The organism is Bacillus sp. F2HM (assembly GCF_019266135.1).
Lineage (GTDB): Bacteria > Bacillota > Bacilli > Bacillales > Bacillaceae > Bacillus > Bacillus safensis.
Genome location: NZ_LRMO01000024.1, coordinates 89,527 through 115,695, shown reverse-complemented (window position 1 = coordinate 115,695; position 26,169 = coordinate 89,527). Strand labels below are relative to the sequence as shown.

28 protein-coding genes are annotated in these 26,169 nt (G+C 40.8%); 26 read left to right on the top strand and 2 right to left on the bottom strand.

The features are described from left to right. Positions 1 to 23 precede the first annotated feature (23 nt). The 12 genes from AWT60_RS15450 to AWT60_RS15395 all read left to right on the top strand — a co-directional run bounded on the left by AWT60_RS15450 (position 24) and on the right by AWT60_RS15395 (position 13,550). Entirely contained in the window at positions 24 to 1,520 is a 1,497-nt protein-coding gene (locus AWT60_RS15450) for an N-acetylmuramoyl-L-alanine amidase (protein ID WP_076840175.1), read from the top strand. 137 nt (positions 1,521 to 1,657) lie between these two features. After that, positions 1,658 to 2,245 (top strand): prolipoprotein diacylglyceryl transferase, encoded by a 588-nt coding sequence (locus AWT60_RS15445; RefSeq protein WP_076840173.1) that lies wholly within the window; start codon positions 1,658 to 1,660, stop codon positions 2,243 to 2,245. 199 nt (positions 2,246 to 2,444) lie between these two features. After that, positions 2,445 to 3,104, top strand: a complete 660-nt coding sequence (locus AWT60_RS15440; protein WP_024423636.1) for a sugar transferase — start codon at positions 2,445 to 2,447, stop codon at positions 3,102 to 3,104. A gap of 18 nt (positions 3,105 to 3,122) precedes the next feature. Continuing rightward, on the top strand, positions 3,123 to 4,574 hold the full coding sequence (tuaB, locus tag AWT60_RS15435) for a teichuronic acid biosynthesis protein TuaB (RefSeq protein WP_218677430.1): 1,452 nt from the start codon (positions 3,123 to 3,125) through the stop codon (positions 4,572 to 4,574). Then, positions 4,571 to 5,755 (top strand): teichuronic acid biosynthesis protein TuaC, encoded by a 1,185-nt coding sequence (gene tuaC, locus AWT60_RS15430; protein ID WP_218677429.1) that lies wholly within the window; start codon positions 4,571 to 4,573, stop codon positions 5,753 to 5,755. Before tuaB ends, tuaC begins: the two co-directional genes overlap by 4 nt. A 79-nt stretch (positions 5,756 to 5,834) precedes the next feature. Then, complete coding sequence (gene tuaD, locus AWT60_RS15425) at positions 5,835 to 7,172, top strand: UDP-glucose 6-dehydrogenase TuaD (protein ID WP_056765655.1); 1,338 nt, start codon at positions 5,835 to 5,837, stop codon at positions 7,170 to 7,172. Between the two features lie 14 nt (positions 7,173 to 7,186). Then, on the top strand, positions 7,187 to 8,116 hold the full coding sequence (locus AWT60_RS15420) for an NAD-dependent epimerase/dehydratase family protein (RefSeq protein WP_041108029.1): 930 nt from the start codon (positions 7,187 to 7,189) through the stop codon (positions 8,114 to 8,116). Between the two features lie 39 nt (positions 8,117 to 8,155). Then, positions 8,156 to 9,616: a teichuronic acid biosynthesis protein TuaE gene (tuaE, locus tag AWT60_RS15415; protein ID WP_056765657.1), complete on the top strand. Its 1,461-nt coding sequence runs from the start codon at positions 8,156 to 8,158 to the stop codon at positions 9,614 to 9,616. Between the two features lie 61 nt (positions 9,617 to 9,677). Continuing rightward, on the top strand, positions 9,678 to 10,352 hold the full coding sequence (gene tuaF, locus AWT60_RS15410) for a teichuronic acid biosynthesis protein TuaF (RefSeq protein WP_056765659.1): 675 nt from the start codon (positions 9,678 to 9,680) through the stop codon (positions 10,350 to 10,352). A 24-nt stretch (positions 10,353 to 10,376) separates the two neighbouring features. Beyond that, positions 10,377 to 11,132: a teichuronic acid biosynthesis protein TuaG gene (tuaG, locus tag AWT60_RS15405; RefSeq protein ID WP_056765661.1), complete on the top strand. Its 756-nt coding sequence runs from the start codon at positions 10,377 to 10,379 to the stop codon at positions 11,130 to 11,132. A 16-nt stretch (positions 11,133 to 11,148) separates the two neighbouring features. Then, on the top strand, positions 11,149 to 12,348 hold the full coding sequence (tuaH, locus tag AWT60_RS15400) for a teichuronic acid biosynthesis protein TuaH (protein ID WP_218677428.1): 1,200 nt from the start codon (positions 11,149 to 11,151) through the stop codon (positions 12,346 to 12,348). A 134-nt stretch (positions 12,349 to 12,482) separates the two neighbouring features. Beyond that, positions 12,483 to 13,550 carry a glycosyltransferase family 4 protein gene (locus tag AWT60_RS15395; RefSeq protein ID WP_034660156.1) on the top strand — a complete coding sequence of 356 codons (1,068 nt, stop codon included), beginning with the start codon at positions 12,483 to 12,485 and terminating at the stop codon, positions 13,548 to 13,550. A 35-nt stretch (positions 13,551 to 13,585) separates the two neighbouring features. Here AWT60_RS15395 and AWT60_RS15390 read toward each other — a convergent pair whose 3' ends face one another. Together AWT60_RS15390 and AWT60_RS15385 are read right to left on the bottom strand one after the other, a co-directional pair. After that, a complete protein-coding gene (locus tag AWT60_RS15390; protein WP_041088032.1) occupies positions 13,586 to 14,677 on the bottom strand; it encodes an LCP family protein in 1,092 nt (363 codons plus the stop codon). Then, on the bottom strand, positions 14,662 to 15,330 hold the full coding sequence (locus AWT60_RS15385) for a YigZ family protein (protein ID WP_012011434.1): 669 nt from the start codon (positions 15,328 to 15,330) through the stop codon (positions 14,662 to 14,664). The genes AWT60_RS15390 and AWT60_RS15385 overlap by 16 nt, the downstream gene beginning before the upstream one ends. 221 nt (positions 15,331 to 15,551) lie before the next feature. Here AWT60_RS15385 and degS point away from each other — a divergent pair, with 221 nt between their 5' ends. From degS to csrA, 14 genes are all read left to right on the top strand, one after another. After that, positions 15,552 to 16,727 (top strand): two-component sensor histidine kinase DegS, encoded by a 1,176-nt coding sequence (degS, locus tag AWT60_RS15380; RefSeq protein WP_003213166.1) that lies wholly within the window; start codon positions 15,552 to 15,554, stop codon positions 16,725 to 16,727. Between the two features lie 64 nt (positions 16,728 to 16,791). Further along, a complete protein-coding gene (gene degU / locus AWT60_RS15375; RefSeq protein ID WP_008348273.1) occupies positions 16,792 to 17,481 on the top strand; it encodes a two-component system response regulator DegU in 690 nt (229 codons plus the stop codon). Between the two features lie 214 nt (positions 17,482 to 17,695). Next, entirely contained in the window at positions 17,696 to 18,538 is an 843-nt protein-coding gene (locus AWT60_RS15370; protein ID WP_041108019.1) for a DegV family protein, read from the top strand. A gap of 120 nt (positions 18,539 to 18,658) precedes the next feature. Then, positions 18,659 to 20,056 carry an ATP-dependent helicase ComFA gene (locus AWT60_RS15365; RefSeq protein ID WP_139336377.1) on the top strand — a complete coding sequence of 466 codons (1,398 nt, stop codon included), beginning with the start codon at positions 18,659 to 18,661 and terminating at the stop codon, positions 20,054 to 20,056. Positions 20,057 to 20,104: 48 nt separating this feature from the next. Continuing rightward, on the top strand, positions 20,105 to 20,398 hold the full coding sequence (gene comFB / locus AWT60_RS15360; RefSeq protein ID WP_024423623.1) for a late competence protein ComFB: 294 nt from the start codon (positions 20,105 to 20,107) through the stop codon (positions 20,396 to 20,398). 26 nt (positions 20,399 to 20,424) lie between these two features. After that, positions 20,425 to 21,081: a ComF family protein gene (locus AWT60_RS15355; RefSeq protein ID WP_249895851.1), complete on the top strand. Its 657-nt coding sequence runs from the start codon at positions 20,425 to 20,427 to the stop codon at positions 21,079 to 21,081. A 56-nt stretch (positions 21,082 to 21,137) separates the two neighbouring features. After that, the gene (locus AWT60_RS15350) at positions 21,138 to 21,557 is read left to right on the top strand and encodes a TIGR03826 family flagellar region protein (protein ID WP_024423621.1); all 420 of its coding nucleotides are present in this window, start codon (positions 21,138 to 21,140) and stop codon (positions 21,555 to 21,557) included. Positions 21,558 to 21,636: 79 nt separating this feature from the next. Continuing rightward, positions 21,637 to 21,900: a flagellar biosynthesis anti-sigma factor FlgM gene (gene flgM, locus AWT60_RS15345; RefSeq protein WP_024423620.1), complete on the top strand. Its 264-nt coding sequence runs from the start codon at positions 21,637 to 21,639 to the stop codon at positions 21,898 to 21,900. A gap of 18 nt (positions 21,901 to 21,918) precedes the next feature. Next, the gene (locus AWT60_RS15340; RefSeq protein ID WP_024423619.1) at positions 21,919 to 22,401 is read left to right on the top strand and encodes a flagellar protein FlgN; all 483 of its coding nucleotides are present in this window, start codon (positions 21,919 to 21,921) and stop codon (positions 22,399 to 22,401) included. Between the two features lie 15 nt (positions 22,402 to 22,416). Continuing rightward, positions 22,417 to 23,937 carry a flagellar hook-associated protein FlgK gene (gene flgK, locus AWT60_RS15335; RefSeq protein WP_218677427.1) on the top strand — a complete coding sequence of 507 codons (1,521 nt, stop codon included), beginning with the start codon at positions 22,417 to 22,419 and terminating at the stop codon, positions 23,935 to 23,937. 9 nt (positions 23,938 to 23,946) lie between these two features. Then, positions 23,947 to 24,855 carry a flagellar hook-associated protein FlgL gene (gene flgL, locus AWT60_RS15330; RefSeq protein ID WP_034281095.1) on the top strand — a complete coding sequence of 303 codons (909 nt, stop codon included), beginning with the start codon at positions 23,947 to 23,949 and terminating at the stop codon, positions 24,853 to 24,855. A gap of 46 nt (positions 24,856 to 24,901) precedes the next feature. After that, entirely contained in the window at positions 24,902 to 25,480 is a 579-nt protein-coding gene (locus tag AWT60_RS15325) for a DUF6470 family protein (protein WP_024423616.1), read from the top strand. 28 nt (positions 25,481 to 25,508) lie between these two features. Beyond that, a complete protein-coding gene (gene fliW / locus AWT60_RS15320; protein ID WP_076840156.1) occupies positions 25,509 to 25,943 on the top strand; it encodes a flagellar assembly protein FliW in 435 nt (144 codons plus the stop codon). Further along, the gene (csrA, locus tag AWT60_RS15315; RefSeq protein WP_041108011.1) at positions 25,937 to 26,161 is read left to right on the top strand and encodes a carbon storage regulator CsrA; all 225 of its coding nucleotides are present in this window, start codon (positions 25,937 to 25,939) and stop codon (positions 26,159 to 26,161) included. Before fliW ends, csrA begins: the two co-directional genes overlap by 7 nt. Positions 26,162 to 26,169: the final 8 nt, after the last annotated feature.

Genomic DNA, 26,169 nt, shown 5'->3' with positions numbered 1-26,169 from the left:
TTCAAACCAAGGAGGTTGACTTCATGCGTTTTGATATCAAATGTATGTTACTGATTGCTATTTCACTATGTTTATATACACCATCCGTTTTTGCTCAGCACACTGTATCGAGGATAGAAGGAAGCAATCGATATGAGGTGGCTGTAAATGCCGCGAAAAGGGGCTGGCAGGAAGCGCCTGCCGTTGTTCTTGTGGGCGGTGATGCTTATGCAGATGCCCTGAGTGCTGTGCCTTATGCTTACCAGCAAAGGGCCCCAGTCCTGTTAACGAATGCTGGCAGCCTTTCAGGTGCTGTAAAGACAGGGTTGCAGCAGCTGAAAACGAAGCGGGTAACGATTCTTGGGGGGACTGCGAGTATTTCTGAAAACATCGTGAAGCAGCTAAAAGCAATGAATCTATCCGTTTCCCGTATTCAAGGAAAGAACCGCTATGAATTGGCGGTAAATGTGGCTAAGCACATGAAGAGTGCTAGTGCGGCAGTCGTCGTGAATGGTTCTGCTTATGCTGATGCTGTCGCGATTGCTCCATACGCTGCCAAACAAGGCTATCCCATTTTATTAACAGATGCGAAAGGATTGCGCGAGGAAACAGCCAATCTATTAAAAAACAAAGCAGTCAAGCGGACCATAGTGATCGGTGGGGAAGCAAGTGTCAATAAAACTGTTTTTCAAAAGCTTCCATCACCAGTCAGAATAAGCGGAGCCAATCGGTATGAGGTGGCTGCCCAAATTGCTAAAACGTATCCAATGAAGACAAGCCAAACATTTATGAGTTATGGGTATGCCTATGCAGATGCAGCCGCTGCGGCAAGTATAGCAGCGAAACAGGGCCAAACCCTTCTTCTCACAGATGCTCAAACGGTGCCGGATGCTATCAGAAAAGTCATTGGAGCCAAACAGATGTCAGCTTTTTCTGTGGTAGGCGGAACATCAACCGTTCAAACGAATGTCATCACGCAGTTGAAAAATGCGGTGTTAGGCGAAACAATTTTTATTGATCCAGGTCATGGTGCGCAGGATGCTGGAGCGATAGGGAATGGGCTGCTTGAAAAGAACATCAATTTAGAAGTAGCATTAAAGCTACGGTCGAGACTTCACCAAGCGGGTGCGCTTACTGTCATGTCGAGAACTTCTGATACATTTGACTCCTTGCAGACACGTGTCAGTAAAGGAGCCCAGGCAAGTGCTGATATATTTATCAGTATCCACGCCAACGCAAATGATAACAGCGGTGCGAATGGAACAGAGACGTATTATGATACGACATATGTGGCTGCTCATAGTGTCAAGCTGGCACAACAGGTGCAGCCCCGAATGGTCAGTGCCCTTGGAACAAGGGATCGCGGAGTGAAAACAGCAGGGTTCTACGTCATCAAATATTCTAGAATGCCGAGTATTTTGCTAGAAACCGGCTTTGTAACAAGTCCAATCGATGCGAGTATTTTAAAATCTACCGCTGCAAAGGATCGGCTAGCTTCTGGAATTGCAACGGGTGTGTCCAACTACTTTGACGTAAAATGAATCATGAATGATGTGTCAAGTTAAAAATACATTTCATTTTTGGTTATGTTTGTTATAATTGAAACATAGAAGGTGAATGGTTTACGCATAAATCTTCAAACGACAGCAAACCGACAAATCATGAAGAGGTGACGATCTTGAAAAAATTAATCACAATGCCGTTTCTAGTATTGCTTCTAGGAGTATTGCTCACAGCGTGCGGCACAACAAATCAATCAAGCGATAACAAAAAGGATGACAGCAAAAAAGAAACAACTGAAGCAGCCGATCAAAACAAAGATAAGGCTGCGGACGATAAATCAGAAGATCAATCATCAAAAAATGAAAAATCAGATGATCAAAGCAAAGAAACAGCTGCTCAAACAGAAGAGCCAGCAAGTCAATCTGATGAAGAGGCAAAAGACAGCTCAAGCAAAGAAATAACAAAAGAAGAACCTGCTAAAGACCAATCAAAAGCTGACTCAAAAGGTGACACTAAAACAAAGAAAGAATCAACGACTAGTAAGAAAAATGAAGTCACCAAAGAAGGCACATATGTCGGTTTGGCTGATGGACATACAATTGCTGTCAACATTGACGGAAAAGAAGTAGCTATTCAATTCGGAAATACATTTTCTAAACAAGTGAACAGCTTAAAAGAAGAATCAAAAGTGAAAGTAACCTATACAAAAGATGCAAACGGAACACTTCGATTAAAAACGATCGAATCTGTAAAAGCAAAATAAAGAAAAGACCTGGAGACCCGCAGAATTGCGGGTCTTTTTTACGTTCAAAAGGGCATAACTTGATATAAGTGCACATTCTTAACACAGTTTTACAAGACTTAACAGCGCATTTACATTTGCTTAATGTTGCTCTGCTAAACTGACTTTCATAGAACATCTCTTTACACAACAACTACTTTGAATGGTGAGGTGCAGGTCAGTGAGTGCAGAGAAAGCGATGAATCTTTACAGAGAATATGAAGTGAGACGAAATCACTCTTTTGCCTTAACAGAACATATGGTTCGTTATTTATTTGCAAAACGTTTCATAGATTTAATGTTCTCGTTCATCGGATTGATGTTGAGTACGCCAATCATTTTGCTGTTTGCTCTTTTGATTAAGCTGGAAACACCAGGGCCAGCCTTTTATATGCAGGAAAGGGTTGGGAAAGACGGTGTTTACTTTAAATTATGGAAGCTCAGATCGATGAGAATTGACGCAGAAAGCGGAGGAGCGAAATGGGCGCAAAAAAATGACCCGCGTATCACCAAAGTGGGGGCATTCATCCGTAAAACAAGAATTGATGAACTTCCGCAATTTATCAACGTGTTAAAAGGAGAAATGAGTATCGTAGGTCCTCGTCCAGAAAGACCGATGTTTACCGCAGAATTTAATCGGACGATTCCAGGCTTCACAAAAAGGTTGGCGGTAAAGCCGGGGCTGACAGGTCTTGCTCAAGTAAATGGCGGATATGAAATGAGTCCAAGTGAAAAATTAACACACGACTTACAGTATATTCAAAACTTGACATTTTCTCTCGACACGAAGATTATGGTAAAAACGTTAAAAGTCATCATGACTGGTGACGGAGCCAGATAAGTAAAGTAGGGAAGAGAAATGGCAAGTATGAAAAAACGCATGCTAGGCGGGGCAAAATGGACAAGCTTGTCCGCATTGATCATCACCATCATCCAAATTGCACAGTTCGCCTTTTTAGGGAACGTGATGTCACTCAAGGAGTTTGGACTCGTTGGCATGATCACAACTGTCACAATATTTACGCAGATTTTGCTTGATCTAGGAATTGGGGCAGCGATCATTCAAAAGGAACAAACGACAGAACGTCAATTATCTACATTATATTGGATCAACTTGCTCACGGGGATTATCTTGTTTTGTCTGCTTATCCTGCTAAGCCCAATGATAGCCGCTTTTTATAACCGGCCAGAGCTAGAAGGTCTGCTCAAGCTATTATCGATCATGTTTCTGATCGCACCGATTGGCCAGCAGTACCAGTATATGATGCAAAAAGACTTAGCCTTTAAAACATTAAGCACCATTGAAGCCATTGCGACCATCATATCGCTGCTCGTTTTACTCGTTTTCGCCTTCTTCATGAATCCGATTGTCGCCTATGTCATTTCTCAAGTGCTTCTGCAATCAGGAAAAGGTCTCATGTATGCAGCAGCTTATTGGAAGAAGTGGCGTCCAGCACCTGTTTTTGCATTAGGAGAAGTGAAGGAATTTTTCTCATTCGGTGCATTCCAGCTCGCATCCAGACTGGTCAACCGAGCAGGATCGAACATCGACATGATTTTAATCGGCCGGTTTCTTGGAGCGGAAGCGTTAGGTATTTACAGCTTGGCGTATCAAATTGTGACAATACCCGTGCTGAAGATAAATCCGATTGTGACGAGAGTGGCTTTCCCAGTTTTCGCAAAAAGTCAGCGGGATCACTCCATGCTGCGAGAGGGCTTCCTAAGTATGACGAATATGCTCGCATTGGTTAGTTTTCCATTATTAATCGGCCTTGCTGCCGTATCAGACAGCTTTATAGAAGTCGTGTTTGGAGAGAAATGGCTAGTAGCGGTTCCGGTTCTAAATATATTGTGCATTGTCGGCCTGCTGCGTGTGCTGATGAATCCAAACGGTTCAATACTTCTTGCAAAAGGGAGAGCGGACTTAGCCTTTTATTGGGATACGGGGATGCTTATCGTGTATGGCTGCGCATTATATGCAGGTGTCACTACAGGCAGTCTGCTCACAGTAGCTTGGATCTACTCAGGTGTCAGCCTGCTCAACTTTATTGTCGGCAGATGGCTCATGGCATATGTCATTCAGCTTGATATGAAGGTGTATTTAAAATCACTTGGAAAGCCTGCTGTCATGACGCTGCTCATGGCGGTCTGTGCGGTAGCTTTACATCAAGGGATGAAGCTAACGACAGCAGATATTTCACTTCAATTACTACTGACTGTTTGTGTCAGTGCTGCATTGTATAGCTTGCTGCTCATCAAAATGTATCCGCAGGCTGCAGGCAAATTATTGAGAAGAGGTCGTTCGTCATGAAGGTACTATGGCTGACAAGTGTATATCCTAGTGAAAAACATCCGAGTGAGGGCGTATTTCATGAAACGCAAGTACAGGAGCTGCTCAAACAAGGAATAGAAGTAGCTGTCATTTGTCCTAATCCAGTGAATCCACCGGTTTTACGGATGCTCAAGGCATCCTATCGGCAGAAAAAGGATCTGCCTGAACAGGAAGTGAGAAGCGGAGTGAAGGTTTACAGACCGCCTTATCCAGCGCTCCCTGGACAGCTGAAATGGGCGCAGCCGAGTAAACGAATAGCGGCTTCCGTTCTCAGAGCAATGCAGCGTCATCAGCTGTCACCAGATTTTATCCATGCGCACTTTGCCATGCCGTCTGGCGGAGCGGCGGCTGTTATTCAGAAAGAAACGAAAATCCCTTATCTTCTGACCTTGCACGGCAGTGATGTGAACGTATATCCGAACTATAGCAAAGGGGCACAGGCAGCCTTTGAAACGGCGGTGAGGCAGGCATCTGCTGTTCTGACAGTGAGTGAGGAGCTGGCTAAAAAGACAAATGAGATGACGAAGGTAGAAGCAAAATGTCTTCCGCTTGGTATTCCGCTCGAATCATTTTCCAGAACGGAAGAAGGTCAAGAAGGCATCAGAAAGCACTTAGGTTTACCGCTTCAAGATAAGCTCGTTGTTTTTGTCGGGCGTTTAGTGAAAGAGAAGGGTTTGCTTGAATTAGCTGATGCTGTCAGCAGCATGGATGGAGTGAAAGCAGTCTTTGTTGGAAAAGGTCCCCTTGCAAAGGAGCTCACAGAACGAGCTGGAGCATCCATTATACTTCCAGGGCAGGTGCCGAATGAGCAGGTGAGAGACTACTTAATGGCAGCTGATCTGTTTGCACTTCCTTCCTACAGTGAAGGAATGCCAACCGTCGTTCTAGAAGCGCTCGCTTTAAAAGTACCTGTCATTGCAACACGGGTTGGTGGTCTCCCATCCTTATTTTCAACCTATCAACACCTGCTCGTTGAACCACGTTCGACGCGTCAGCTGAAAGAGGCAATTCACGCCTGCCTTTATGAAAACAGATGGAATGAAGCAGTGAAGAACGATCTTCATGAAATGGTTCATACAGAATATTCATCAGAACATAATGCGAAGCATCTCATTCAGCAATATGAGAAGGTGCTCAATCAATCAACACCCATCGTTTAAACAAGATGAAATGTGCAAAGAATGATAGATAGATAAACGGCTTGGAACGGACAATATGCTTTTATTGAGAGGATGAAAAATGTTGAAGAAAATTGCTGTGATTGGAACAGGTTATGTCGGGTTAGTATCGGGTACTTGTTTTGCTGATATCGGAAATCGTGTCATCTGCTGTGACATCGATGAATCAAAAATCAACAGCTTAAAAAGTGGTGTCGTTCCCATTTATGAACCAGGTTTAAAGGAATTGATTGAAAAGAATACAGAAGAAGGAAGACTGTTTTTTACAACGAATATTCCTGCCGCTATTAGGGAATCAGAGATTATCTATATTGCCGTAGGGACACCGATGACACCACAGGGGGAAGCAGATTTAACGTATGTGAAGGCTGTCGCTCAAACGATCGGTGAACACATGAATGGCTATAAAATCATCGTCAATAAAAGCACAGTGCCCGTTGGAACAGGCCGTCTCGTTCAAGCCATTGTGGAAAAGGCATCGCGCAGCAAATATCCTTTTGATGTCGTATCCAATCCAGAGTTTCTCCGAGAAGGCTCAGCGATTCAAGATACGATGAATATGGAGCGGGCGGTCATTGGGGCGACTAGCACTCATGCCTCTAGCATCATCAAAAGGCTGCATGATCCGTTTCAAACAGAGGTTGTAGAGACCAACTTAGAAAGTGCTGAAATGATTAAGTATGCTGCAAATGCCATGCTTGCCACAAAAATCTCATTTATTAATGACATTGCAAATATTTGCGAGCGTGTAGGCGCTGACGTTGAAAAAGTCAGTGAAGGAGTTGGATTAGACAGCCGCATCGGGCATAAATTTTTAAAAGCAGGCATTGGATTTGGAGGTTCTTGTTTCCCGAAAGACACGATGGCTCTTCTCAAAATTGCCGAAACATCCGGGTACCGGTTCAAGCTGATCGAATCTGTCATTGAAACGAACAACAACCAAAGAGCCCACCTGGTCAGCAAATTGATGAGTGTGTTCGGTGATATTAAAGGAAAAACCATTTCTGTCTTAGGGCTCGCCTTTAAACCGAATACAAATGATATGCGTTCAGCGCCTGCATTAGATATTATCCCAATGCTGAGAGAGCTGGGGGCTTTTGTGAAAGCCTATGATCCGATTGCTTATGTAGAAGCTGAACGTGAGCTTGGCCCACAGGCGGTTTTCAGCAACGACCTGTATGAAACAGTAAAAGATACGGATGCCTGTCTCATCCTAACAGAATGGGATGACGTACAGAAGATGGATAAAGACCAAATCAAGCAGCTGCTTCGTTCGCCGATTGTAATTGATGGAAGGAATTTGTTTGATCCAGCAGAAATGAAAGAGAGAGGATTTATTTACCAGTCGATCGGCCGCCCAAGTGTATGGGAAGCAGAATTGGTATCGAAGGCACAATAACAGGGGGAGCTTGGATGAAGAAAGTATTGGTTACTGGGGGAAGCGGATTTATTGGATCACATACGGTAGAGGCTTTACTAGAAAAAGGCTATGAGCCCATCGTTCTTGATAACTTTTCAACTGGATCTCGAGAAAATATTGCTCATCTTTCCGTGCAATGCATGGAGGCAGATGTCACAAAGCCAGCGACGATTGATTTGATCAAACAAATCGCACCGGATTATATCATTCATCTTGCAGCACAAGTAAGTGTAGCCGTTTCCGTTCAGGATTTCGTATATGACGAAGAGGTCAATATAAAAGGATCTCTGCACGTCATGAAAGCTGCGGCTGAAGCAGGAGTGGAAAAAGTCATCTTTGCCTCATCAGCAGCTGTCTATGGAGACCCGGTGTATTTGCCAGTAGACACCGCTCACCGGCTAAAGCCTGGTTCACCTTATGGCTTAGCAAAACTGACAGTAGAGCGGTATTTAGAAATGGCAAAATCACTCTATGATGTGGACTATTGTATTCTCAGGTACAGCAATGTATATGGTCCGCGCCAAGATGCACTTGGCGAAGGCGGTGTTGTCTCTATTTTCTCTGATAAGTTTGCAAAGGATGAGGCTCCTTTTATCTTTGGAGATGGAGAACAAACAAGAGACTTTATCTATGTGGGTGATCTAGCAGCAGCGAATGTTGCGGCTTTAACAGCCCAATCAAACGTTTGTTTAAATATTTCGTGTGGTGATTCCATCACTGTGAATGAACTGTTTCAAACGATGAAACGGGTAACGAGATCACAGCTTGAACCGATTTACAAGCCGCAGCGTGCAGGAGATATCGTGCATAGTACATTGGCAAATGAGGAAACGAAAAAAGTCTTAGCATGGGAGCCTGTTGTGAGTTTACAGGAAGGTTTGGCTCGTACCATTTCCTACTATAAACAGGAAGTCAAGGCTTAATCCCTCAAATCGGATGGGTTGCTTAGGAGGAAAATGGGTATGAGTGTGAAACAAACAGCATGGCAAATCATGATTGGTTGTATATTATTTGCAGCAGGGCTAGGACTTGTACAATTGGCGTCTGCGCAGCCCGCCGGGTTAAAAAAGATTGTCGCCATTCCGGTCCTGCTTTTAGTCCTGACGGCTTTTCTCGTGTTAATGAAGCTATACATGAACGGTGAGCAAGTGTTCATGTCAGCCATATATCTTTTAATTGCATTGACCTTTCTCAATAACGCTTTCTTTTCAATTAGTGCCGGGTTCTTTAGTCTTTTTCTCTACCGTATCATGCTCATTGCCGCCTTTGCTTTATTCATATGGCGGATGAGAGATAAGGGGACGTACATATCGCAGTGGCAGCAGATTCGTGTCAAAGGGATTCTTGGTTTTTTCGCTGCATGGTTTCTTTACGGGCTCATCTCACTGCTGTGGGCTCATTCGGTCACAGACGGTCTCAAATATATGTCCCTGCTTGCTATGGGGATGGGATTTGTCTTTCTTGTGGTTATGTACATTCAGCGAATCGATCAAGTGGTCACCTTTTATAGCATTTGGCTCGTCATGACTGTATTTGTCATGGGGATAGGGTTTTATAATCACTTTACTTTGAACCATTTACCGAATACTTCATTGTATCTTGGGCCGGCGTATAAACAGCACTATCCTACAGCTGTCTTTTTTAACCAAAATGACTTTGCGACGTTTTTATCGATTAGCTTTTTCTTGTATTTAGCGTGTATGCGGCAAATGAAAAATGGTTATATCAAAGCATTTGGATTATTTGGCGCCATCGCAGCACTGTATCTCATTTTGTTAACAGAATCCCGCGCCAGCCTGCTTGGCATATTTGCAGGAGCGTCCATCTATGTGTGGCTTCTCATGCCGCGCTTTCTCAAAAAGTGGTCACTCATCACAGCAGGTGGACTTGGTGTCATCTGTATCGCTGTTTTTTCAGCCAAGATTTATTCAGTCTTTTATGACTTGTTTCTCGCTTCTCAGGTGGCGCATTCTTTTAGTGAACCACTCCCATCCAACATTGCGAGAGCGAATTTGATCAAAAATGCATGGCATTTCTTTACGGATTCATACGGGTTTGGTGTCGGAGCGGGGAATGTGTCTTACTACTTAGCCCACTTTTCGATCTTTGATACAGATCAAGTCGTTGAAGTGCACAATTGGCTGCTGGAAGTGATGACGAACTTTGGATTTGCGGTCATGCTGGGCTATATCTCCGTCTACGCTTATCTCATGTTCACGCTGTATAAACAATACCAATGGGCTGACACAAGAACAGCAAAAATGATCATTGAAGGTTTGTTTGCTGCCATGCTGAGCTTTCTCGTTTCAAGTATCAGTCCTAGTTCTGTCTCGAATTTATATTTCCACTGGGTCTTTTTAGGACTCGTGATCGCAGCGGTGAATATGTTGAAAAACAAACAGCGCTTGGTAAACCATGTGTGATGCTGCGCTGGTATGGCTACACTAATGAAAAAGCAAATACGTCAATGTTGGGAGAATGAACATGTCTAGTTTCATATCTAGAATAGGGAAGCGAATCAAAAAGTATATTGTATGGCTTGTGCTGCTGCCTGTCGTATTAGGCGCTTTTGGATTCTTTTTTGCCAAAGGAACAGTGCAGCAGTCTAGTTACACAGCTGCCGTTACGCTTACACTTGGTAAATATGATGACGGAGTGTATAACAATATCGCAGAAGTGACATCTCTATTAAAAAGCGATGCATTTTTGAACGAAGCGCTCAGTGATGTGAAAGAAGAAAGGCAGGATGTGAAAAGCCGCCTCATCCTCACCAATCAATCAGATACACAATTACAGCTGTCCTTCACAGATGCTGATAAGGATCATGCTTTAGCTGTCGTGAAGCAGGTGTCGGATACATTTCTGAAGCAAGACAAAGCATTATTTACAAAAAGGCAGCAGGTGATTGAAAGTAGATTATCTGCTCTAGAAGACGAATCTGTCAGCAACGATTCCAAAGTAGATAAAGAGCGATTTTTATATGAATTGGAGTCTACAAAGCTTGGAATGAAGCAGGCGAAGATTGTTGATCCTGCTCAAGTTCTTGATGAAGGCAATAAAGGCATGTCAGCGAAAAAGCGGGCACTGCTTGGACTTGTCATTGGCTTTAGTATCTCGCTCATGTTTGTGGTCTTACCCGAAGTGTTCAAAGAATCTTAATGATGAACTGGAGATGAGTCTTAGGTGAACAATCAACCGTTAGTATCAATCATTACACCGGCCTATAATGCGGAACGTTATTTAACGGATACAGTTCATTCCGTCCTTGCCCAAACCTATTCTAATTGGGAACTGATCATCGCAGATGATTGTTCAACAGATGGAACAAGGAAGCTGCTTGGGGACTTAAGTGAAGCAGACGACAGAATCAACGTCATTTATTTAGAGCAAAATGGGGGAGCCGCCATCGCTAGAAACGCAGCCATCAAACAGGCAAAAGGCCGCTTTATTGCTTTTTTAGACAGCGATGATAAGTGGAAAGAGACGAAGCTTGAACAGCAGGTAGACTTCATGCTGACAAACGATTATGCCTTTACATTCACGGCATATGACATCATTGCAGAAAATGGAGAACCGTTAGAAAAAACCGTCACTGCACCAGCAAGATTAACTTATGATGAAGCTTTGAAAAATACCATTATCGGCTGTTTAACGGTGATGCTTGATGTACAGAAGATAGGACATATAGAAATGCCGAACATCCGCACAAGACAGGATTTAGCTACATGGCTGTCCATATTAAAAAGAGGATTTACAGCCTATGGAATGAGTAAACCGCTCAGTGAATACCGCATCGTTGGAAACTCGATCTCTAGTAACAAGTGGAAAGCAGCGAAAAAAACGTGGTTCGTCTACAGAGAAATTGAGCAGCTTCATTTTGTCAAAGCATCTTGGTGTTTTATGCACTATGCGACAAATGCTGTGAAGAAGCGCTTATAAACAGAAGGGAAAAAAGGTGATAAAGGTGAAAGCAGACTCGATCATACATGTTATCGTAGCGACGGGAGAATGGGGACAGGACGGCTTGAGGTACAGGCGGCATCGACTGGCGGAATTTCTAGCATCTGATCCAGAAACGAAAGAGGTCATCTGGGTATGCCCATCTGCATCCCGTCATACAGCTCCCTTTCAACCCATAACCGATCGAATGAAGCAATTGACCATTCCTGATGTGCTCAAGAGCAAATTTTTTCGCTTTGGCCGATATCAAGACATGTTCTATATTCATAAATTGTCCCCTCTTCTTGAGCATTTGCGGCAGGAAGAAAAAAAGGGAATCGCTGTTTGCTTATGGTATACGTTTCCGGGTTTTCCGCTCTTATCTTCTTTATTTGAATGGAAACATATTGTCTATGACTGCAGTGACCTGTGGGGAGAGCCGATAAGCGGCAAAAATAATTTGCTTTCTTATATGAGACAGCGTGTCATTGTGAAAGCAGAAAATCGAATCATCAAATACGCACACAGCATTACATGCTCTTCTCAATACTTACACGATCAAATCAAAAAGCGTCTTATGGGCGAACCAAAAGATGTGTTTACAGTTGAAAATGGCGTCGAGTACGATGTGTTTGCAAAAAGCAATCTTCCATGTAAGGAGGATGTGCTGCAAGGAAGAGAAGGAACTGTTCTTGGTTTTATTGGAGGCATCAAGCCGAAGCTGGATTTTGACATGATAGCAGAAGCTGCCCGCGTGAAGCCTGATTGGACATTTTTATTTGTCGGTCCGGATGGAACAAATGGCGATCCATCTTTTCAGCATGCACTTAAACTGCCAAATGTGATCTGGACAGGTGCTGTTGCACCAGAAGAAGTGCCTGCGTATATGCAGCTGATTGATGTAGGCATGATGCCATACAAACAATCTCCTTACAATCAAGCCGTGTTTCCGCTCAAGCTATATGAATTTTTAGCCGCAGGAATACCGGTTGTTGGTTTAAATCTTCCGTCAACGGAAAGGCTAAAAGAGAATGATGTGTATGAATATTTAGAGGGCGAAGATCCTGCACTCTTCGTAGAAGCCTGCCAAAAAGTGATCAGCAAAAAAGACGACATGGACTATAGACATCTAAGACAAAGCCGGGCGAAGAAAAAAGATTGGCACGCGCTGTTCACAAACATGGTGGAACTAACGAATATTAAAGAAAACGCATAATTCATCAGGGATTGTGCGTTTTTATTTGTTTCTTCTTCACAGGGGGAGCTTGTGATCATCCTCTATTCAATTGTATAATGGAAAGAGCGGCCAATATACAAAATACAGATTTCAATTTAGAAGGAGACTGACCTATGGATTACGAACGCGCCTTATTAGCGTTTTTTGTCTCTCTGGCTACAGTTTTAATTGTGACACCAATCGTCAAAAAGTTTGCAATTAAGATTGGTGCAGTGGACCAGCCGAATAAACGAAAAGTTCATGATAAAGTAATGCCTCGAATGGGCGGTTTGGCAATTTTTATTGGGGTAGCGGCTGGAGCATTAGCAGGCGGGCTGTTTCTACATAATAAAATTACAGCAATTTCAGTTGGTGCCGTACTTATCGTCATTCTAGGTATATTTGATGATAAATATAATTTAAGTGCAAAATTCAAATTTCTCGTACAAGTTCTTGTTGCTTGTCTGATTGTAAGCACAGGCTTAAAAATGGACTTTTTTTCTGTTCCTTTCTTAACAGATCGAATTGAGTTAGGCTGGATGGCATATCCCCTAACCGTGTTATGGATTGTCGGAATCACAAATGCCATTAATTTAATTGACGGCCTTGATGGACTGGCTGCCGGTATTTCTGTCATCGGTTTATCAACCATTGCCGTGATGGCATTTTCTGCTGATAAAATTTTGATTCTTTCTTTATCCCTTGTTGTCATTGGTAGTACCATAGGCTTTCTTTTTTACAACTTTCATCCGGCGAAGATTTTTATGGGTGACACCGGCTCGCTTTTTTTAGGTTATATGATTTCGGTACTGTCACTATTAGGGCTATACAAAAGTGTCACTTTGTTTAGTGTAGTTGTCCCAGTGATCATCTTAGGTGTCCCTATTTTCGATACCACCTTTGCCATCATTAGACGAATATTAAACAAACAGCCGATCTCAGCACCTGACAAATCTCATATTCATCATAGACTGATGGCTTTTGGCTTGTCCCATCGTATGGCTGTCATCGTGATTTATATGATTGGCTTAGTCTTTAGCTTAAGTGCGATTTTGCTGACAAGCGCCACCATTTGGTTATCACTGATTATTATCTTTTTACTGGTCATGTTCATGCAAGTGATTGCAGAAGTCACAGGCTTGGTGAATGAAGAGTTTAAACCATTTACGAAATTTTATAAACGAATGGTCAAAAGGCAGTAAAAAACAGCCCGTTCCTAGGAACTGGGCTGTTTTTATTATTGTCCAGGTGTGCTGGTCGATGAGTTAGTTGTATCACTTGACCCTGTTTCACCAGAGGACGGATTGGTTTGTGAATCTGTTTCAGTTGGAGATTCAGTAGGAAGCTTTAAATGGGTCCGTAATTCATATTGGACGTTAGCTAGATTGGTTGGATCTGGCTCAAAGTAATACGTCCGATTCGGACCTAAGTAAAGGTCTTTTCCTTTAATAGAAAGTGTTTCTGTGTCGTCTCCTTTAAATCCGCTGTAGATTTGCTGAAGCGCAAGACCTTCTGTGATACGGAAATTGGTCGTAATGTGATCACTGACTTCTTTAGCAATGTTATCGACGTTCGCAATGTTATTTGGCTTCGCCATTTGATCAATCATTGCACGTAAAATTTGTTTCTGACGATCGTTACGTCCGAAATCACCGCGTGGATCTTGTTTTCTCATCCGTGCGTAAGCAAGTGCTTCTTCCCCGTTTAAATGCATATTGCCTTTTTTGAAGTAAATCTTTTTCGATTTTTTAACATCACTTTTTTCATTGAAGTCAAATGGAACATCGATATCAATTCCGCCGACTTCATCGATGACATCCTTGAACCCGTCAAAATCAACGGTTGCATACTTATCAATCGGAATATGCAAGAATTGTTCGACAGTTTCAATCGTTTCGTCTTTACCACCTTTAGCAAATGCTGCATTGATCTTTTCTTTACTTCCTGTCGTATCACTTGCAAGCTGTACGCGTGTGTCACGAGGGATACTAACCATTTTCATCGTTTTGTCTTGAGGGTTAATCGTTGCGACAATGAGTGAATCTGAACGGCCATGATCACCCTTTGTGGCATAATCCTCAATTCCGACAAATAATACAGAGAAAGGTTTTTTCTTAATATCAATGACAGCATCACGAAGATTCGATTTCTCTCCGCGATCTAGTTCATCATATGTTTTGTCAGCAGCTTGAAGAGTATTGACGATTTTATATACTGCAAATCCGCCCATGCAGATGATAAGAAGTAAAAATAAGACCAGAATACGTTTGATAATTCTCTTCTTCTTACTCTTTTTCTTTCGTACACGCACTTTTACTCGTTGTGCCATTCATCTGTCTCCTTTATCGGACCAATGTCCTTTTCTAAATAAATCAATTCGCCTTCTTTTGTAACACTCTTTCCATTTGTCAGCTCAGTCATCCACTCAATGAACTGCTCTGTTTGTGTTTCTTCGACATATGTCTCAAAAATAACATCTTCTGCATAATGGATTTCTTTTAGCTGAAAAGATGAGGCTCTAAGCTCATTCTCTACCTTTCCAAGCCATGTATAATCTATTGTTGTGTGCATTGTACGCATTAAACAGCGCTCTACCATTCCAACATGGTTGATAGCTTCTGATACAGATTTTCCGTAGGCACGAATCAATCCACCGGCACCTAGCTTGATACCGCCGAAATAACGAGTGACCACAACAACTGTATCTTTCAGCTTCCGTTTTTTTAGCACTTCAAGCATTGGGACACCTGCTGTACCGCTTGGTTCACCATCATCATTCGCTTTTTGAATCAGGTCATGTTCACCAATGAGATAGGCTGAACAATTATGTGTGGCATTCCAATGTTGTTTTTTAATGGATTGTATAAATGCTTGTGCTTCTTCTTCTGAGACAGCACGCTGTATATGACAAATAAAACGTGATTTTTCAATGACGATCTCATGCTCGCCACGACTTTTTACTGTAAGATAGCGATTCAGCAAAAGACATACCCTCCTGACAAGCAAATTGTAAGACTAGTGAAAATTTGCATTGGTTTTAGAATTTTACAGCGTATTTTGTTATGATGATAGGAGTGGAAAAAGGGTCGTCATAAAAACTTCATGATTTATACGCATTCTTTCATTATAATTCGACATAAAATGCAGATCAATGACATTTATAATAAAAAAAGATGACATCACTGTTACGGGAGGGAAAAGCCATGACAACACCCAAAATGGATCCGAAATTATTGGATTCAATCATCATGAAAATGCTAAGTACAGTTGATGGCAGCAAGGACGAAGTATTTAGAATAGGCGAACAGTCCCGTCAACAATATGAAAGCCTAGTAGAAGAGCTCAAGCAAATCAAGCAGCAAGTAAACGAAGTAATTGATTTTGGGGATAAGCTGGAAGTCCATACAAGACATGCTAGAAACCGCTTATCTGAGGTCAGCAGAAACTTCAACAAATTCAGCGAAGAAGAAATACGTGAGGCCTACGAAAAAGCACATAACCTGCAAGTGGAACTCACCATGATTCAGCAGCGCGAGAAGCAGCTGAGAGAAAGAAGAGACGATCTGGAAAGACGATTATTAAGCTTACAAGACGTCATTGAACGCTCTGAAACGCTTGTGAGTCAGATTACAGTTGTTCTCAACTATCTCAACCAGGATTTACGCCAGGTTGGCGTTTTACTTGAAGATGCTCAGGCAAAACAAGATTTTGGGCTAAGAATTATTGAAGCCCAAGAAGAAGAACGCAAAAGAGTGTCTCGGGAAATTCATGACGGCCCTGCTCAAATGCTGGCAAACGTGATGATGCGTTCCGAATTAATTGAACGGATTTTTAGAGACCGCGGTACAGAAGAAGGTTTTAAAGAAATTAGAAGTCTCAGACAGAATGTGCGAAATGCACTGTACGAAGTGAGAAGAATCATTTATGATTTAAGACCGATGGCTTTAGATGATTTGGGTCTGATTCCGACACTGAGAAAATACTTAAACACAATTGAAGAATATGATGGGAAAACCAAAATTACGTTCCAATGCCTAGGTGATACAGAAAGTGAAAGAATTGCTTCTCAATTTGAAGTAGCACTGTTTAGACTAGCCCAAGAAGCTGTCACAAATTCATTAAAGCATTCTGAAGCTGAAGAAATCTCTGTCAAAGTAGAAGTAACGAAAGACTTTGTGACCTTAATTATTAAAGACGATGGAAAAGGCTTTGATATGAAAGATGTGAAAACAAACAAAAACAAATCCTTCGGTTTACTTGGCATGAAAGAACGCGTAGACCTACTGGAAGGTAAAATGACCATAGACTCAAAAATAGGTCTAGGGACATTCATCATGATTCGCGTGCCACTAACATTGCAAAATAAAATTGTAAAATAGAGTCAAAAGACATATTGACCATAAAGTTCAGGTGTAGAACAATAAACATGGGGAGGCGTAGCTTGTGACTAAAGTAAATATTGTAATTATTGATGACCACCAATTATTCCGTGAAGGTGTCAAACGGATTTTAGATTTTGAACCTACTTTTGAAGTAGTTGCAGAAGGAGACGACGGTGACGAAGCTGCACGTATCGTAGAACACTATCATCCGGATGTTGTCATTATGGACATTAATATGCCGAATGTAAATGGTGTTGAGGCTACAAAGCAGCTTGTTGAGCTTTATCCCGAATCAAAAGTCATTATTCTATCTATTCATGACGATGAAAACTATGTAACACATGCATTGAAAACAGGGGCGAGAGGCTACCTGCTAAAAGAAATGGATGCAGACACACTCATCGAAGCAGTGAAAGTTGTAGCTGACGGAGGCTCTTATTTACATCCGAAAGTCACTCATAATTTAGTAAATGAATTCCGACGCTTAGCAACTAGCGGCGTTTCAGCACATCCACAGCATGAGGTATATCCTGAAATTCGCAGACCACTTCATATCTTAACTAGACGTGAATGTGAAGTTCTTCAAATGTTAGCTGACGGAAAGAGCAACAGAGGAATCGGTGAATCGCTCTTTATTAGTGAGAAAACAGTTAAAAACCACGTGAGTAACATTTTGCAAAAAATGAATGTAAACGACCGTACACAAGCTGTTGTTGTAGCTATTAAAAACGGCTGGGTAGAAATGAGATAATGTTCCGGACAAGTACTCCTTTTTCGCCTGTTTTTATTCTCTCACATTTTAGGTGGAGGGAAATGATAGACAGGGTAAGGAGTCTTTTTCGGATATAGCGGGCTTGCCTATTGATTAGGCAGGCTTTTTTGATTACTATTATAAATCTAATGAAAAATGATCATTCTTTTAAAATAAAAAAGAGTAACTTAACGAATAAGGAAGGTATTTAAGAATGAAAATAGCCGTTGTAACAGACAGTACTGCTTATTTACCACAAGAGCTGCGTGATAAACATAATATTCATATGATCCCCCTTAACGTCATCTTTGGCAGTGAATCATACCGTGAAGAAATAGAAATGGACTGGAAGACATATTATGAAGAAATCAAAAAACACAAAGATCTTCCAACAACCTCTCAGCCTGCTTTCGGTGAATTAATAGCCTTATATGAAAAACTAAGTGAAACATACGACGCCGTGATTAGTATCCACCTTTCAAGTGGAATTAGTGGAACGTATAACAGTGCTGTCTCAGCGAATGATCTAGTTGACGGGATTGATATTTACCCGTTTGATACAGAAACAAGCTGTATGGCACAAGGTTTTTATGTGTTAGAAGCTGCTGAAAAAATCCAAGAAGGTGCTTCTTTAGAAGATGTGTTAGCACATCTAAATTACCTGAAAGAAAGTCAGCGGGCGTATTTTATGGTAGACGATTTAACTCATTTGCAAAGAGGCGGCAGATTAAATGGTGCTCAGGCTTTTATTGGAAGCCTCTTAAAGGTAAAGCCTATTTTGCATTTTGACAACAAGCTAATTGTTCCTTTTGAGAAGATTCGCACACGTAAAAAAGCCATTTCACGTATTTTTGAATTATTTGATGAAGATGCATCACGTGGTGTTCCGATGAGAGCAACACTGATACATGGTAATAGAGAAGAAGAAGCAGAAGAATTAATTGCGCACTTATCAGAAAAATATCCTCATGTTGAATTTTATAAAAGCTACTTTGGTGCCGTAATCGGCACCCATCTAGGTGAAGGTTCTTTAGCTCTTGGCTGGGTGATTAGATAATTCCTAAAAAACCTCTTTTCTTATGGAAAAGGGGTTTTGTTTTTCTATTTTACCTGTTGGACGAAAGGTCATGTCTTTGCGCATAATAGCCAAACATCAATTGAAAGGTGTTTGGTAATGTTGAATATGGACAAAGCAATGGAACTAATGCGGCAGCTGCATTCACGCCATCTGCTCACCGATGAAACAAAGTGCACACAGTTCAATTTAGATTGGCTGGAGGAGAAAGGATTAGTCAATCGGTCTCCTGCCATTGAGAGGAAAGCAAATGGTTTTACATGCTGCCGGTGCGGTGTATCAAACAAGCGGTACTTTGCTCATTCTCCTTGTGAAGTGTGTCAAAAGGATTGTGTGTACTGTAGATCATGCATCATGATGGGAAAAGCAGCAGAATGTGGGTTTCTTTATGAATGGACAGGTCCACAAATGGAAGAAACATGTCGAGCCGAATTAACATGGCAGGGAGAGCTTTCCAAAGGGCAAAAAAGAGCGTCAGAAAGGATAATTGAAGCTATTAAAAACAAATTTGATCTACTTGTTTGGGCGGTTTGCGGAGCAGGGAAAACGGAAGTGCTTTTTCATGGAATCGAATATGCGTTAAATCAAGGAATGAGTGTCTGTATTGCGACACCTAGAACAGATGTTGTGCTTGAACTCGAACCACGGCTTAGAAAAGCATTTCAAGGGGTGACAATTACCGTACTTTATGGAGGCAGTTCTCAAAGGTTTCAAATAACACCGCTTGTGATCACCACAACCCACCAGCTGATGAGATACAAAAATGCTTTTGATGTGCTCATTGTAGATGAAGTCGATGCCTTCCCTTATTCAATGGATGAGCGTCTCCAATTTGCTGTTCTAAAGGCGATGAGAAATAACAGAGGGGTTAGGATTTATTTAAGTGCGACACCCTCTAAAAAAATGACGAGAGAGGTTTCTCGTGGAAAACTGGAAGCGATAAAAATTCCTTTGCGTTTTCACGAGCAACCATTACCCGTACCGACCTTTCATTGGATCGGACATTGGAAAAAGAAATTAAAAAAGAAGCAGCTGCCCCCTAAAGTGATGAATTGGATGCAGAGACATATTGCAAATAAGAGAAGAATATTACTTTTTGTTCCTTCAATTGCTGTCATGAAGAAGGTAACGAAGATTCTTCGAGAACAATCCTTAAACGTGGAGGGAGTATCTGCCGATGATCCGGATAGGAAACAAAAGGTTCAGCACTTTAGAGATTACGTATACAATGTACTAGTTACAACCACTATTTTAGAAAGAGGCGTAACGATTCCAAATGTTCAAGTGGGGGTACTTGGTTCGGAATCTACTATTTTTACAGAGAGTGCACTTGTTCAGATTTCTGGGCGGGTAGGCAGACACCCGGATTATTGTACAGGAGATGTTTTCCTTTTTCATTTTGGTTTAACGAGAAGTATGAAACAAGCAAAGAAGCATATCGCAAAAATGAATGAGACGGCTGCAAAAGAGTTTTCTGAAAAACAGTGTGGGTTCAACTAAATCATGGTACATTATATTCACAATACACAAATGGCAGGAGAGACAAATATGCTACTCAATGCAAAAGAAATACTACTCAAGGAAATTCTCAATCAATATCTCAACCAATTAAACATGATTTGTCATTGTGAAAAGTGTATGGAAGATGTATTAGCGATTTCACTGAATCAAGTGAAACCACAATATATAACAGATATCGATAAAATATCTTACAGTAAATCTGAGATGGTGGATAAACAGAAGAATACTGCGATGCTGGTCATTCTGACAGAAGCAGCTTCCAAGGTCTCTGCATTTCCAAGGTGTGAAAATCGTCTGCTGCTGAACAAGGAAACCAATTGATTTGCCAAATTTGCGAGGGACATTTTGTGCCTGCTTTTACATGGAAATCATTCCTACTATTAAATGATGATCGCCTTTGTGTAGCATGTAAGGATCACTTAGTAAAGATTGAGCGTCCTATTTGTCCAACATGCGGAAGGGCGCAGTCAAATGACCAATTGTGCCAGGACTGTAACAGATGGAATGAACGCTCTGATTCTACTAAAATCCTTGTAAAAAATAGGTCAGTTTATACTTACAACGAGTTGATGAAAGAAGTCCTTGCCCGCTTTAAATTTCGGGGTGATACGGCTTTAGCTGAGCTGTTTAAAAAAGATGTACAAGCAGCATTTAAACATTCCTTCTGCATAAAAGACCCATTGCTGATACCGATTCCTTTAAGTCATGAAAGACTAAAAGAAAGAGGATTTAATCAGTCCGTGATAATCGCTTCTTTGCTAGATAAGCCAATATTGCAACCACTCGTGAAAATACATCAAAGTAAGCAGTCTAAAAAAAAGAAAAATGAACGCCTAGATCAAAAAGGATTGTTTCAAATCAAGCAAACAGATGCGATTGTTCAAAGGGATATTATATTAGTTGATGATATCTATACAACGGGAGCAACCATCTATGATGCGGCAAGAATTTTGAAAGACGCAGGTGCTAAAAGTGTTTCTTCTTTTACGTTGATACGTAGTTAAAAATCATGATAATTAACCGATAATAAGAAAAGAAAATAACGTAAGGGGTTTTGGTTATGAATCAATTGGCAAACTGTCCACAATGTAATCAGCTATTTTTAAAAACCACCATCCAAACGGTTTGTAACAAATGCTTTGAAGAAGAAGAACGTTCTTTTGATATCGTATATAAATTCTTGAGAAAACAAAGTAATAGACAATCAACCATCGCTGAAATAGTAGAAGCAACAGAAGTTGATGAAGAATTAATCTTGAAATTTATTCGTTTGAAAAGACTGCAAATTAGTCAATTTCCAAATATTAATTATCCTTGTGAAAGATGTGGCAAAGCGATCAGGAAAAACAAGCTATGCAGCCAATGTGAACAGGATATTCATTCGCAAATCAGCCAAATGAACCAAGAAGAGGAGCGTAAAAGGGAGATTGAATCTAGGAAAAAAGACACCTATTATGCCATTAATCCTAAAAACGACTGATTCCCTAAACTAAGTTGCAGTTTGGTCGATAAAATGGATAGAATCAAGACAGACTGTAACGGAAAGCGAGAGGAATCCCGTGAAAATTAATCGATATGGAACACAACCAGTAAATCCTTACAAGAAAACATATGAGAAACAAACGTTGCAATCGAATCAAGCTAAATCAACTGATAAAGTCGAAATTTCTAAAAAGGCAATCGAAATGCAAAAGGTGCCGAATATTATGAGAGAACGCCAAGATAAAATTGACCAAATTAAAAAAAGCATTGAAGCCGGAACATATCAAGTAGATACAAAAGGCATTGCAGATAAAATGCTGAATTTTTATAAACAACAATAACAAAAGGGAGCAGCGTGAATGTCAGTTAAAATAATTATTGAAGAACTGCATCGTCTCTATGGATTGCATGAACAGCTTTTAAAGTTGTCTAAGGATAAAACAGAAATGCTGAAAAGCAATGAGATCGATGCTCTTTCAGAGGTCCTGAATTTAGAGCAAAAGTATATTCAGGCCATTTCTCAATTAGAAGAAAAACGAATTGAAGCGACCGTTCAATTTTTACAAAGTGATCAATCACCAACCATCACTGCATGTATCGAAAAGGCTGAAGGTACAGATCAAGAAGAGCTCATTTCATTATATGAGAAACTAAATGACATCATGGTGGAACTAAAAGATGTAAATGAACTGAACAAGCAGCTTATTCAGCAGTCACTTCAATTTATTTCACTGACATTCGATCTCGTTAACCCTAATAAAGAAAATATGAATTACGGACAAAATGGTCTTGAGAGTTCAAAGCCTAAACAGCAAAGGGCTTTGTTTGATTCAAAGGCGTAAACAAGGAGGATACCAATGGGTTCTACATTCATGGGACTAGAAACGGCAAAAAGAGGAATCACAGCCCAGCGTGCAGGGCTTTATGTCACATCAAACAACGTCTCCAATGCAAATACGGAGGGCTACTCAAGACAAAGAGTGACCTTTAAAGCAGAAAATCCTTATCCAGTCATTTCTGTTTATGACGGCAAGACGTATGGCCAAATGGGGACAGGCGTACAAGTTGGAACGGTTGAAAGAATTCGAGACAGCTTTTTAGATCTACAATACAGAGATCATAATAATAACTTATCTTACTACTCAACGAAGTCAGATGCCCTTTCACAGATGGAAGGAGTTATGAATGATTTGACGGATGAAGGCTTGAACAGAGCTTTTGATAATCTATGGAAATCATTACAGGTCTTATCGGAATCAAAAAATGCTGATACGGCTTCTGCACGTACAGTTGTTAAAACAAGTGCACAGGCTTTAGTTGACCAATTTCGTCTGCTCAATTCTTCTTTAACAACGATACAAAAGAATTTAAAAACGGAACTCGATTCAACAGCCAAAGATGTAAACACTCTTTTATCTCAAATAGATGAAGTGAACAAACAGATTGCAGCAGTTGAACCAAATGGGTATCTTCCAAATGATCTTTATGATACACGTGATACTTTGGTCGATCAATTATCCTCACTTGTTGATATTAAGGTCAGCTACAATCCACCTGGCGGTAATGCGCTCAAAATTGCTGAAGGAACTGTCAACATCGACATTATCGGTGCAAATGGACAATCTGCAGGAAATATTTTGAATGGTATTACGAACGAAAAGTCTGAACTGCAAATCTCTTACGATAATACAACGGGACTTGTTAACTCACTTCAATTCGGAACAACAACTATTGCAGCGGATCAATTACAAGTGAACGGTAAAGTAAAAGCACTTGTTGAGGCTTATGGCTACATGTCAAATGGTGCTGAAAAAGGCATGTATCCAGATATGCTTGCAGAGCTTGATGAAGTAGCACAAGTATTCATGGATACATTTAACGATGTACATAAGCAGGGGTACACGTTAACTGGTGCAAGTGGGCAAGACTTTTTTGATATCGAGAATAACAATGATTTGAATAAAGGTTTGGCAGCTCGTATTAAAGTGAGCGATGTCATTTTAGCATCAACAGATAATATTGCAGCATCTCTCAATCAAACACAAGGTGACGGTTCGAATGCTACGAAATTAGCTAATATACAAGACTTAAAGTTACCAATCGGCGGAAATACAACAACAATTCAGGATTATTACCAAAATGTCATTGCTGAGATGGGTGTCCAAGGGAAAAAGAACATGACGCTTGAAAGCAGTTCAGCTGCTCTTGTCAATTCAGCCAACGAACGTAGAATGTCGACTAGCGCTGTTTCCATTGATGAAGAAATGACGAATATGATTCAATTTCAGCATGCATATAATGCGGCTGCGAGAATTATGACATTACAAGATGAAGTATTGGATAAGGTCATAAACGGCATGGGTGTCGTAGGAAGGTAGGGATAACGGATGCGAGTCACACAAGGAATGATTTCACAAAACTCACTGCGAAATATTAGTAAAAGTTATGAAAAACTATCTAAAATTAATGAACAGGCACAAACAGGCAAACGTTTCACGAAAACTTCTGATGATCCTGTTGCAGCAGTAAAAAGCCTTCAATATAGTACTGCCTTGTTTCGAAATGAACAATATAAAAATAACTTAAATGAAGCACAAAACTGGATTGATACATCTGAAACAAGTGTCACAGAAATCATTGATATTATGTCTAATATACGAGATAAAGTGCTTGATGCGGCGAACGGAACAAAGCAGCCCGAAGATTTAGCAGCTATCGGAGTGGAAATTGGCCAGATGAAGAATCAAATCATTGATGCAATGAACACTCAAATGCTAGGTAAGTTCGTATTTAATGGGACAAATACAAATGTTAAACCAGTTGTTGAGAATGCAGACGGAACGTATACATTTAACTTCGAAAATTATACAGATGCGAATGCTGTTCAAGCGAATATTTCTGATGGTATCACTTTAAATGTAAACTCAAATCCAATCTCAGCGTTTGGCGGACAGGCTAACGGTCAAAATGTCATTGAAATGCTGACTGATTTAGAAAACTCATTGAAAAATGGAACGTTTGCGAATTCTGATGATGCATTAGGAAGTATCGATCAGTTTAAAGAAGTGATGAGTGCTGAGCGATCTGACCTAGGAGCGCGTTCGAATCGTGTTGACTTAGTAGGAAGTCGTTTGACTTCACAATTTCAAGTACTGAAAAATGCTAAATCAGATAATGAAGATGTTGAAAGTGAAAAGGCAATTCTTGATCTTCTTCAACAAGAGACGGTGAATAGAGCTGCTTTAGCGACAACAGCTAAAGTCATTCAGCCATCCCTTGTAGATTTCTTAAGATAATAAAAAGCATCCGATGGGTGCTTTTTTGCATCATGGAGGTGAACATATGCAAATCCCTAGATTGTTAATGCAGCAAACCTATGCAAAGCTTCAAATGTCGACAACTCCTTCCCGGCAAGAAGTAGAGCAGCCACGAGCGGACCTTGAGATTCAGCAGCCACGAGCTGTCATGAATATCAAAAGGACACCGTCGAAATTAACCATTGATCAAACCGAGGCATTTGCCGATATGGACATCAAGTCGATTTTTAGGCGTTCTGAGGAATGGGCAGCTGAGGGGAAGCGTGCTGTTGGAGAAGGAATGGGTCGAAGAGCGGAAGAAGGAAGTGAACTTATCAAGATCGAGAATGGTGGGAATGCGATTGCTGAGTTTGCCAAAATCAATGGCAGTCCCCCAGCAAAACAATTCACCATTGGTGTGATACCTTCATTCTTTAGTGTGAAAATTCACTATCAGCCTTCTGAGCTTCAAATTGATGTGGAGCCGCAAAAAGCTATCATAGAGGCCACACCTCATAAACCAATCGTTAACTACCAGCCAGGTAAGGTCAATATTGATATGTTACAATACCCAGAATTAAAAATAGAAGTTGACGAAACGGGCCAAAATGGTGATAAGGTATAGTTAAGAAAAACGAAAAAGGTCGTGAATTATGATCATTCAAACAAAATACCATGGTGAAGTGACAATCAAAGAGGAGCAAATCATTCACTTCTCTAACGGGATACCAGGATTTCTGGATCAAAAACAGTTTGTCATTTTGCCTTTATCAGAAGAGTCTCCATTTTTAGTTCTTCAATCATTGAAAAACTCGGCATTAGGCTTTATCGTCAGCAGCCCGTTTTTATTCTTCAATCAATACGAATTTGATTTAGACGAAACGGTTGTAGACATTCTAGAAGTAGAAGATGCCAATGATGTGGAAGTGATGGTTATCTTAACAATGGAATCATCTATTGAAAAAACGACAGCCAATTTAAGAGCGCCTATTATTGTGAACCGAAAAAACATGAAAGCCAAGCAGGTGATTTTGCATGATTCAGCCTATCATACAAAACATTTGTTAGAGGTGGCATCCTCATGTTAGTGCTGTCTCGTAAAGTAAACCAGTCGATTCAAATAGGCGATGATATTGAAGTCAAGATTATTTCAATCGAAGGCGATCAAGTGAAAGTCGGGATAGAGGCTCCTAAGCACATTGATATTCACAGGAAAGAAGTGTACCTGTCTATTCAAGAAGAGAACAATCGTGCAGCGAGTTTATCCTTAGATCTCCTCTCTCAATTATCCTCACAAAAAAAGTGAGGATTTTT

What these genes read in the sequence shown, in the direction of transcription:
- AWT60_RS15450 (WP_076840175.1), top strand. Translation starts at nt 24, where the DNA reads ATGCGTTTTGATATCAAATGTATGTTACTGATTGCTATTTCACTATGT.
- tuaB (WP_218677430.1), top strand. Translation starts at nt 3,123, where the DNA reads ATGGCAAGTATGAAAAAACGCATGCTAGGCGGGGCAAAATGGACAAGC.
- tuaC (WP_218677429.1), top strand. Translation starts at nt 4,571, where the DNA reads ATGAAGGTACTATGGCTGACAAGTGTATATCCTAGTGAAAAACATCCG.
- tuaD (WP_056765655.1), top strand. Translation starts at nt 5,835, where the DNA reads ATGTTGAAGAAAATTGCTGTGATTGGAACAGGTTATGTCGGGTTAGTA.
- AWT60_RS15420 (WP_041108029.1), top strand. Translation starts at nt 7,187, where the DNA reads ATGAAGAAAGTATTGGTTACTGGGGGAAGCGGATTTATTGGATCACAT.
- tuaE (WP_056765657.1), top strand. Translation starts at nt 8,156, where the DNA reads ATGAGTGTGAAACAAACAGCATGGCAAATCATGATTGGTTGTATATTA.
- tuaF (WP_056765659.1), top strand. Translation starts at nt 9,678, where the DNA reads ATGTCTAGTTTCATATCTAGAATAGGGAAGCGAATCAAAAAGTATATT.
- AWT60_RS15395 (WP_034660156.1), top strand. Translation starts at nt 12,483, where the DNA reads ATGGATTACGAACGCGCCTTATTAGCGTTTTTTGTCTCTCTGGCTACA.
- AWT60_RS15390 (WP_041088032.1), bottom strand. Translation starts at nt 14,677, where the DNA reads ATGGCACAACGAGTAAAAGTGCGTGTACGAAAGAAAAAGAGTAAGAAG.
- degS (WP_003213166.1), top strand. Translation starts at nt 15,552, where the DNA reads ATGACAACACCCAAAATGGATCCGAAATTATTGGATTCAATCATCATG.
- AWT60_RS15370 (WP_041108019.1), top strand. Translation starts at nt 17,696, where the DNA reads ATGAAAATAGCCGTTGTAACAGACAGTACTGCTTATTTACCACAAGAG.
- comFB (WP_024423623.1), top strand. Translation starts at nt 20,105, where the DNA reads ATGCTACTCAATGCAAAAGAAATACTACTCAAGGAAATTCTCAATCAA.
- AWT60_RS15350 (WP_024423621.1), top strand. Translation starts at nt 21,138, where the DNA reads ATGAATCAATTGGCAAACTGTCCACAATGTAATCAGCTATTTTTAAAA.
- AWT60_RS15340 (WP_024423619.1), top strand. Translation starts at nt 21,919, where the DNA reads ATGTCAGTTAAAATAATTATTGAAGAACTGCATCGTCTCTATGGATTG.
- flgK (WP_218677427.1), top strand. Translation starts at nt 22,417, where the DNA reads ATGGGTTCTACATTCATGGGACTAGAAACGGCAAAAAGAGGAATCACA.
- flgL (WP_034281095.1), top strand. Translation starts at nt 23,947, where the DNA reads ATGCGAGTCACACAAGGAATGATTTCACAAAACTCACTGCGAAATATT.
- AWT60_RS15325 (WP_024423616.1), top strand. Translation starts at nt 24,902, where the DNA reads ATGCAAATCCCTAGATTGTTAATGCAGCAAACCTATGCAAAGCTTCAA.
- fliW (WP_076840156.1), top strand. Translation starts at nt 25,509, where the DNA reads ATGATCATTCAAACAAAATACCATGGTGAAGTGACAATCAAAGAGGAG.
- csrA (WP_041108011.1), top strand. Translation starts at nt 25,937, where the DNA reads ATGTTAGTGCTGTCTCGTAAAGTAAACCAGTCGATTCAAATAGGCGAT.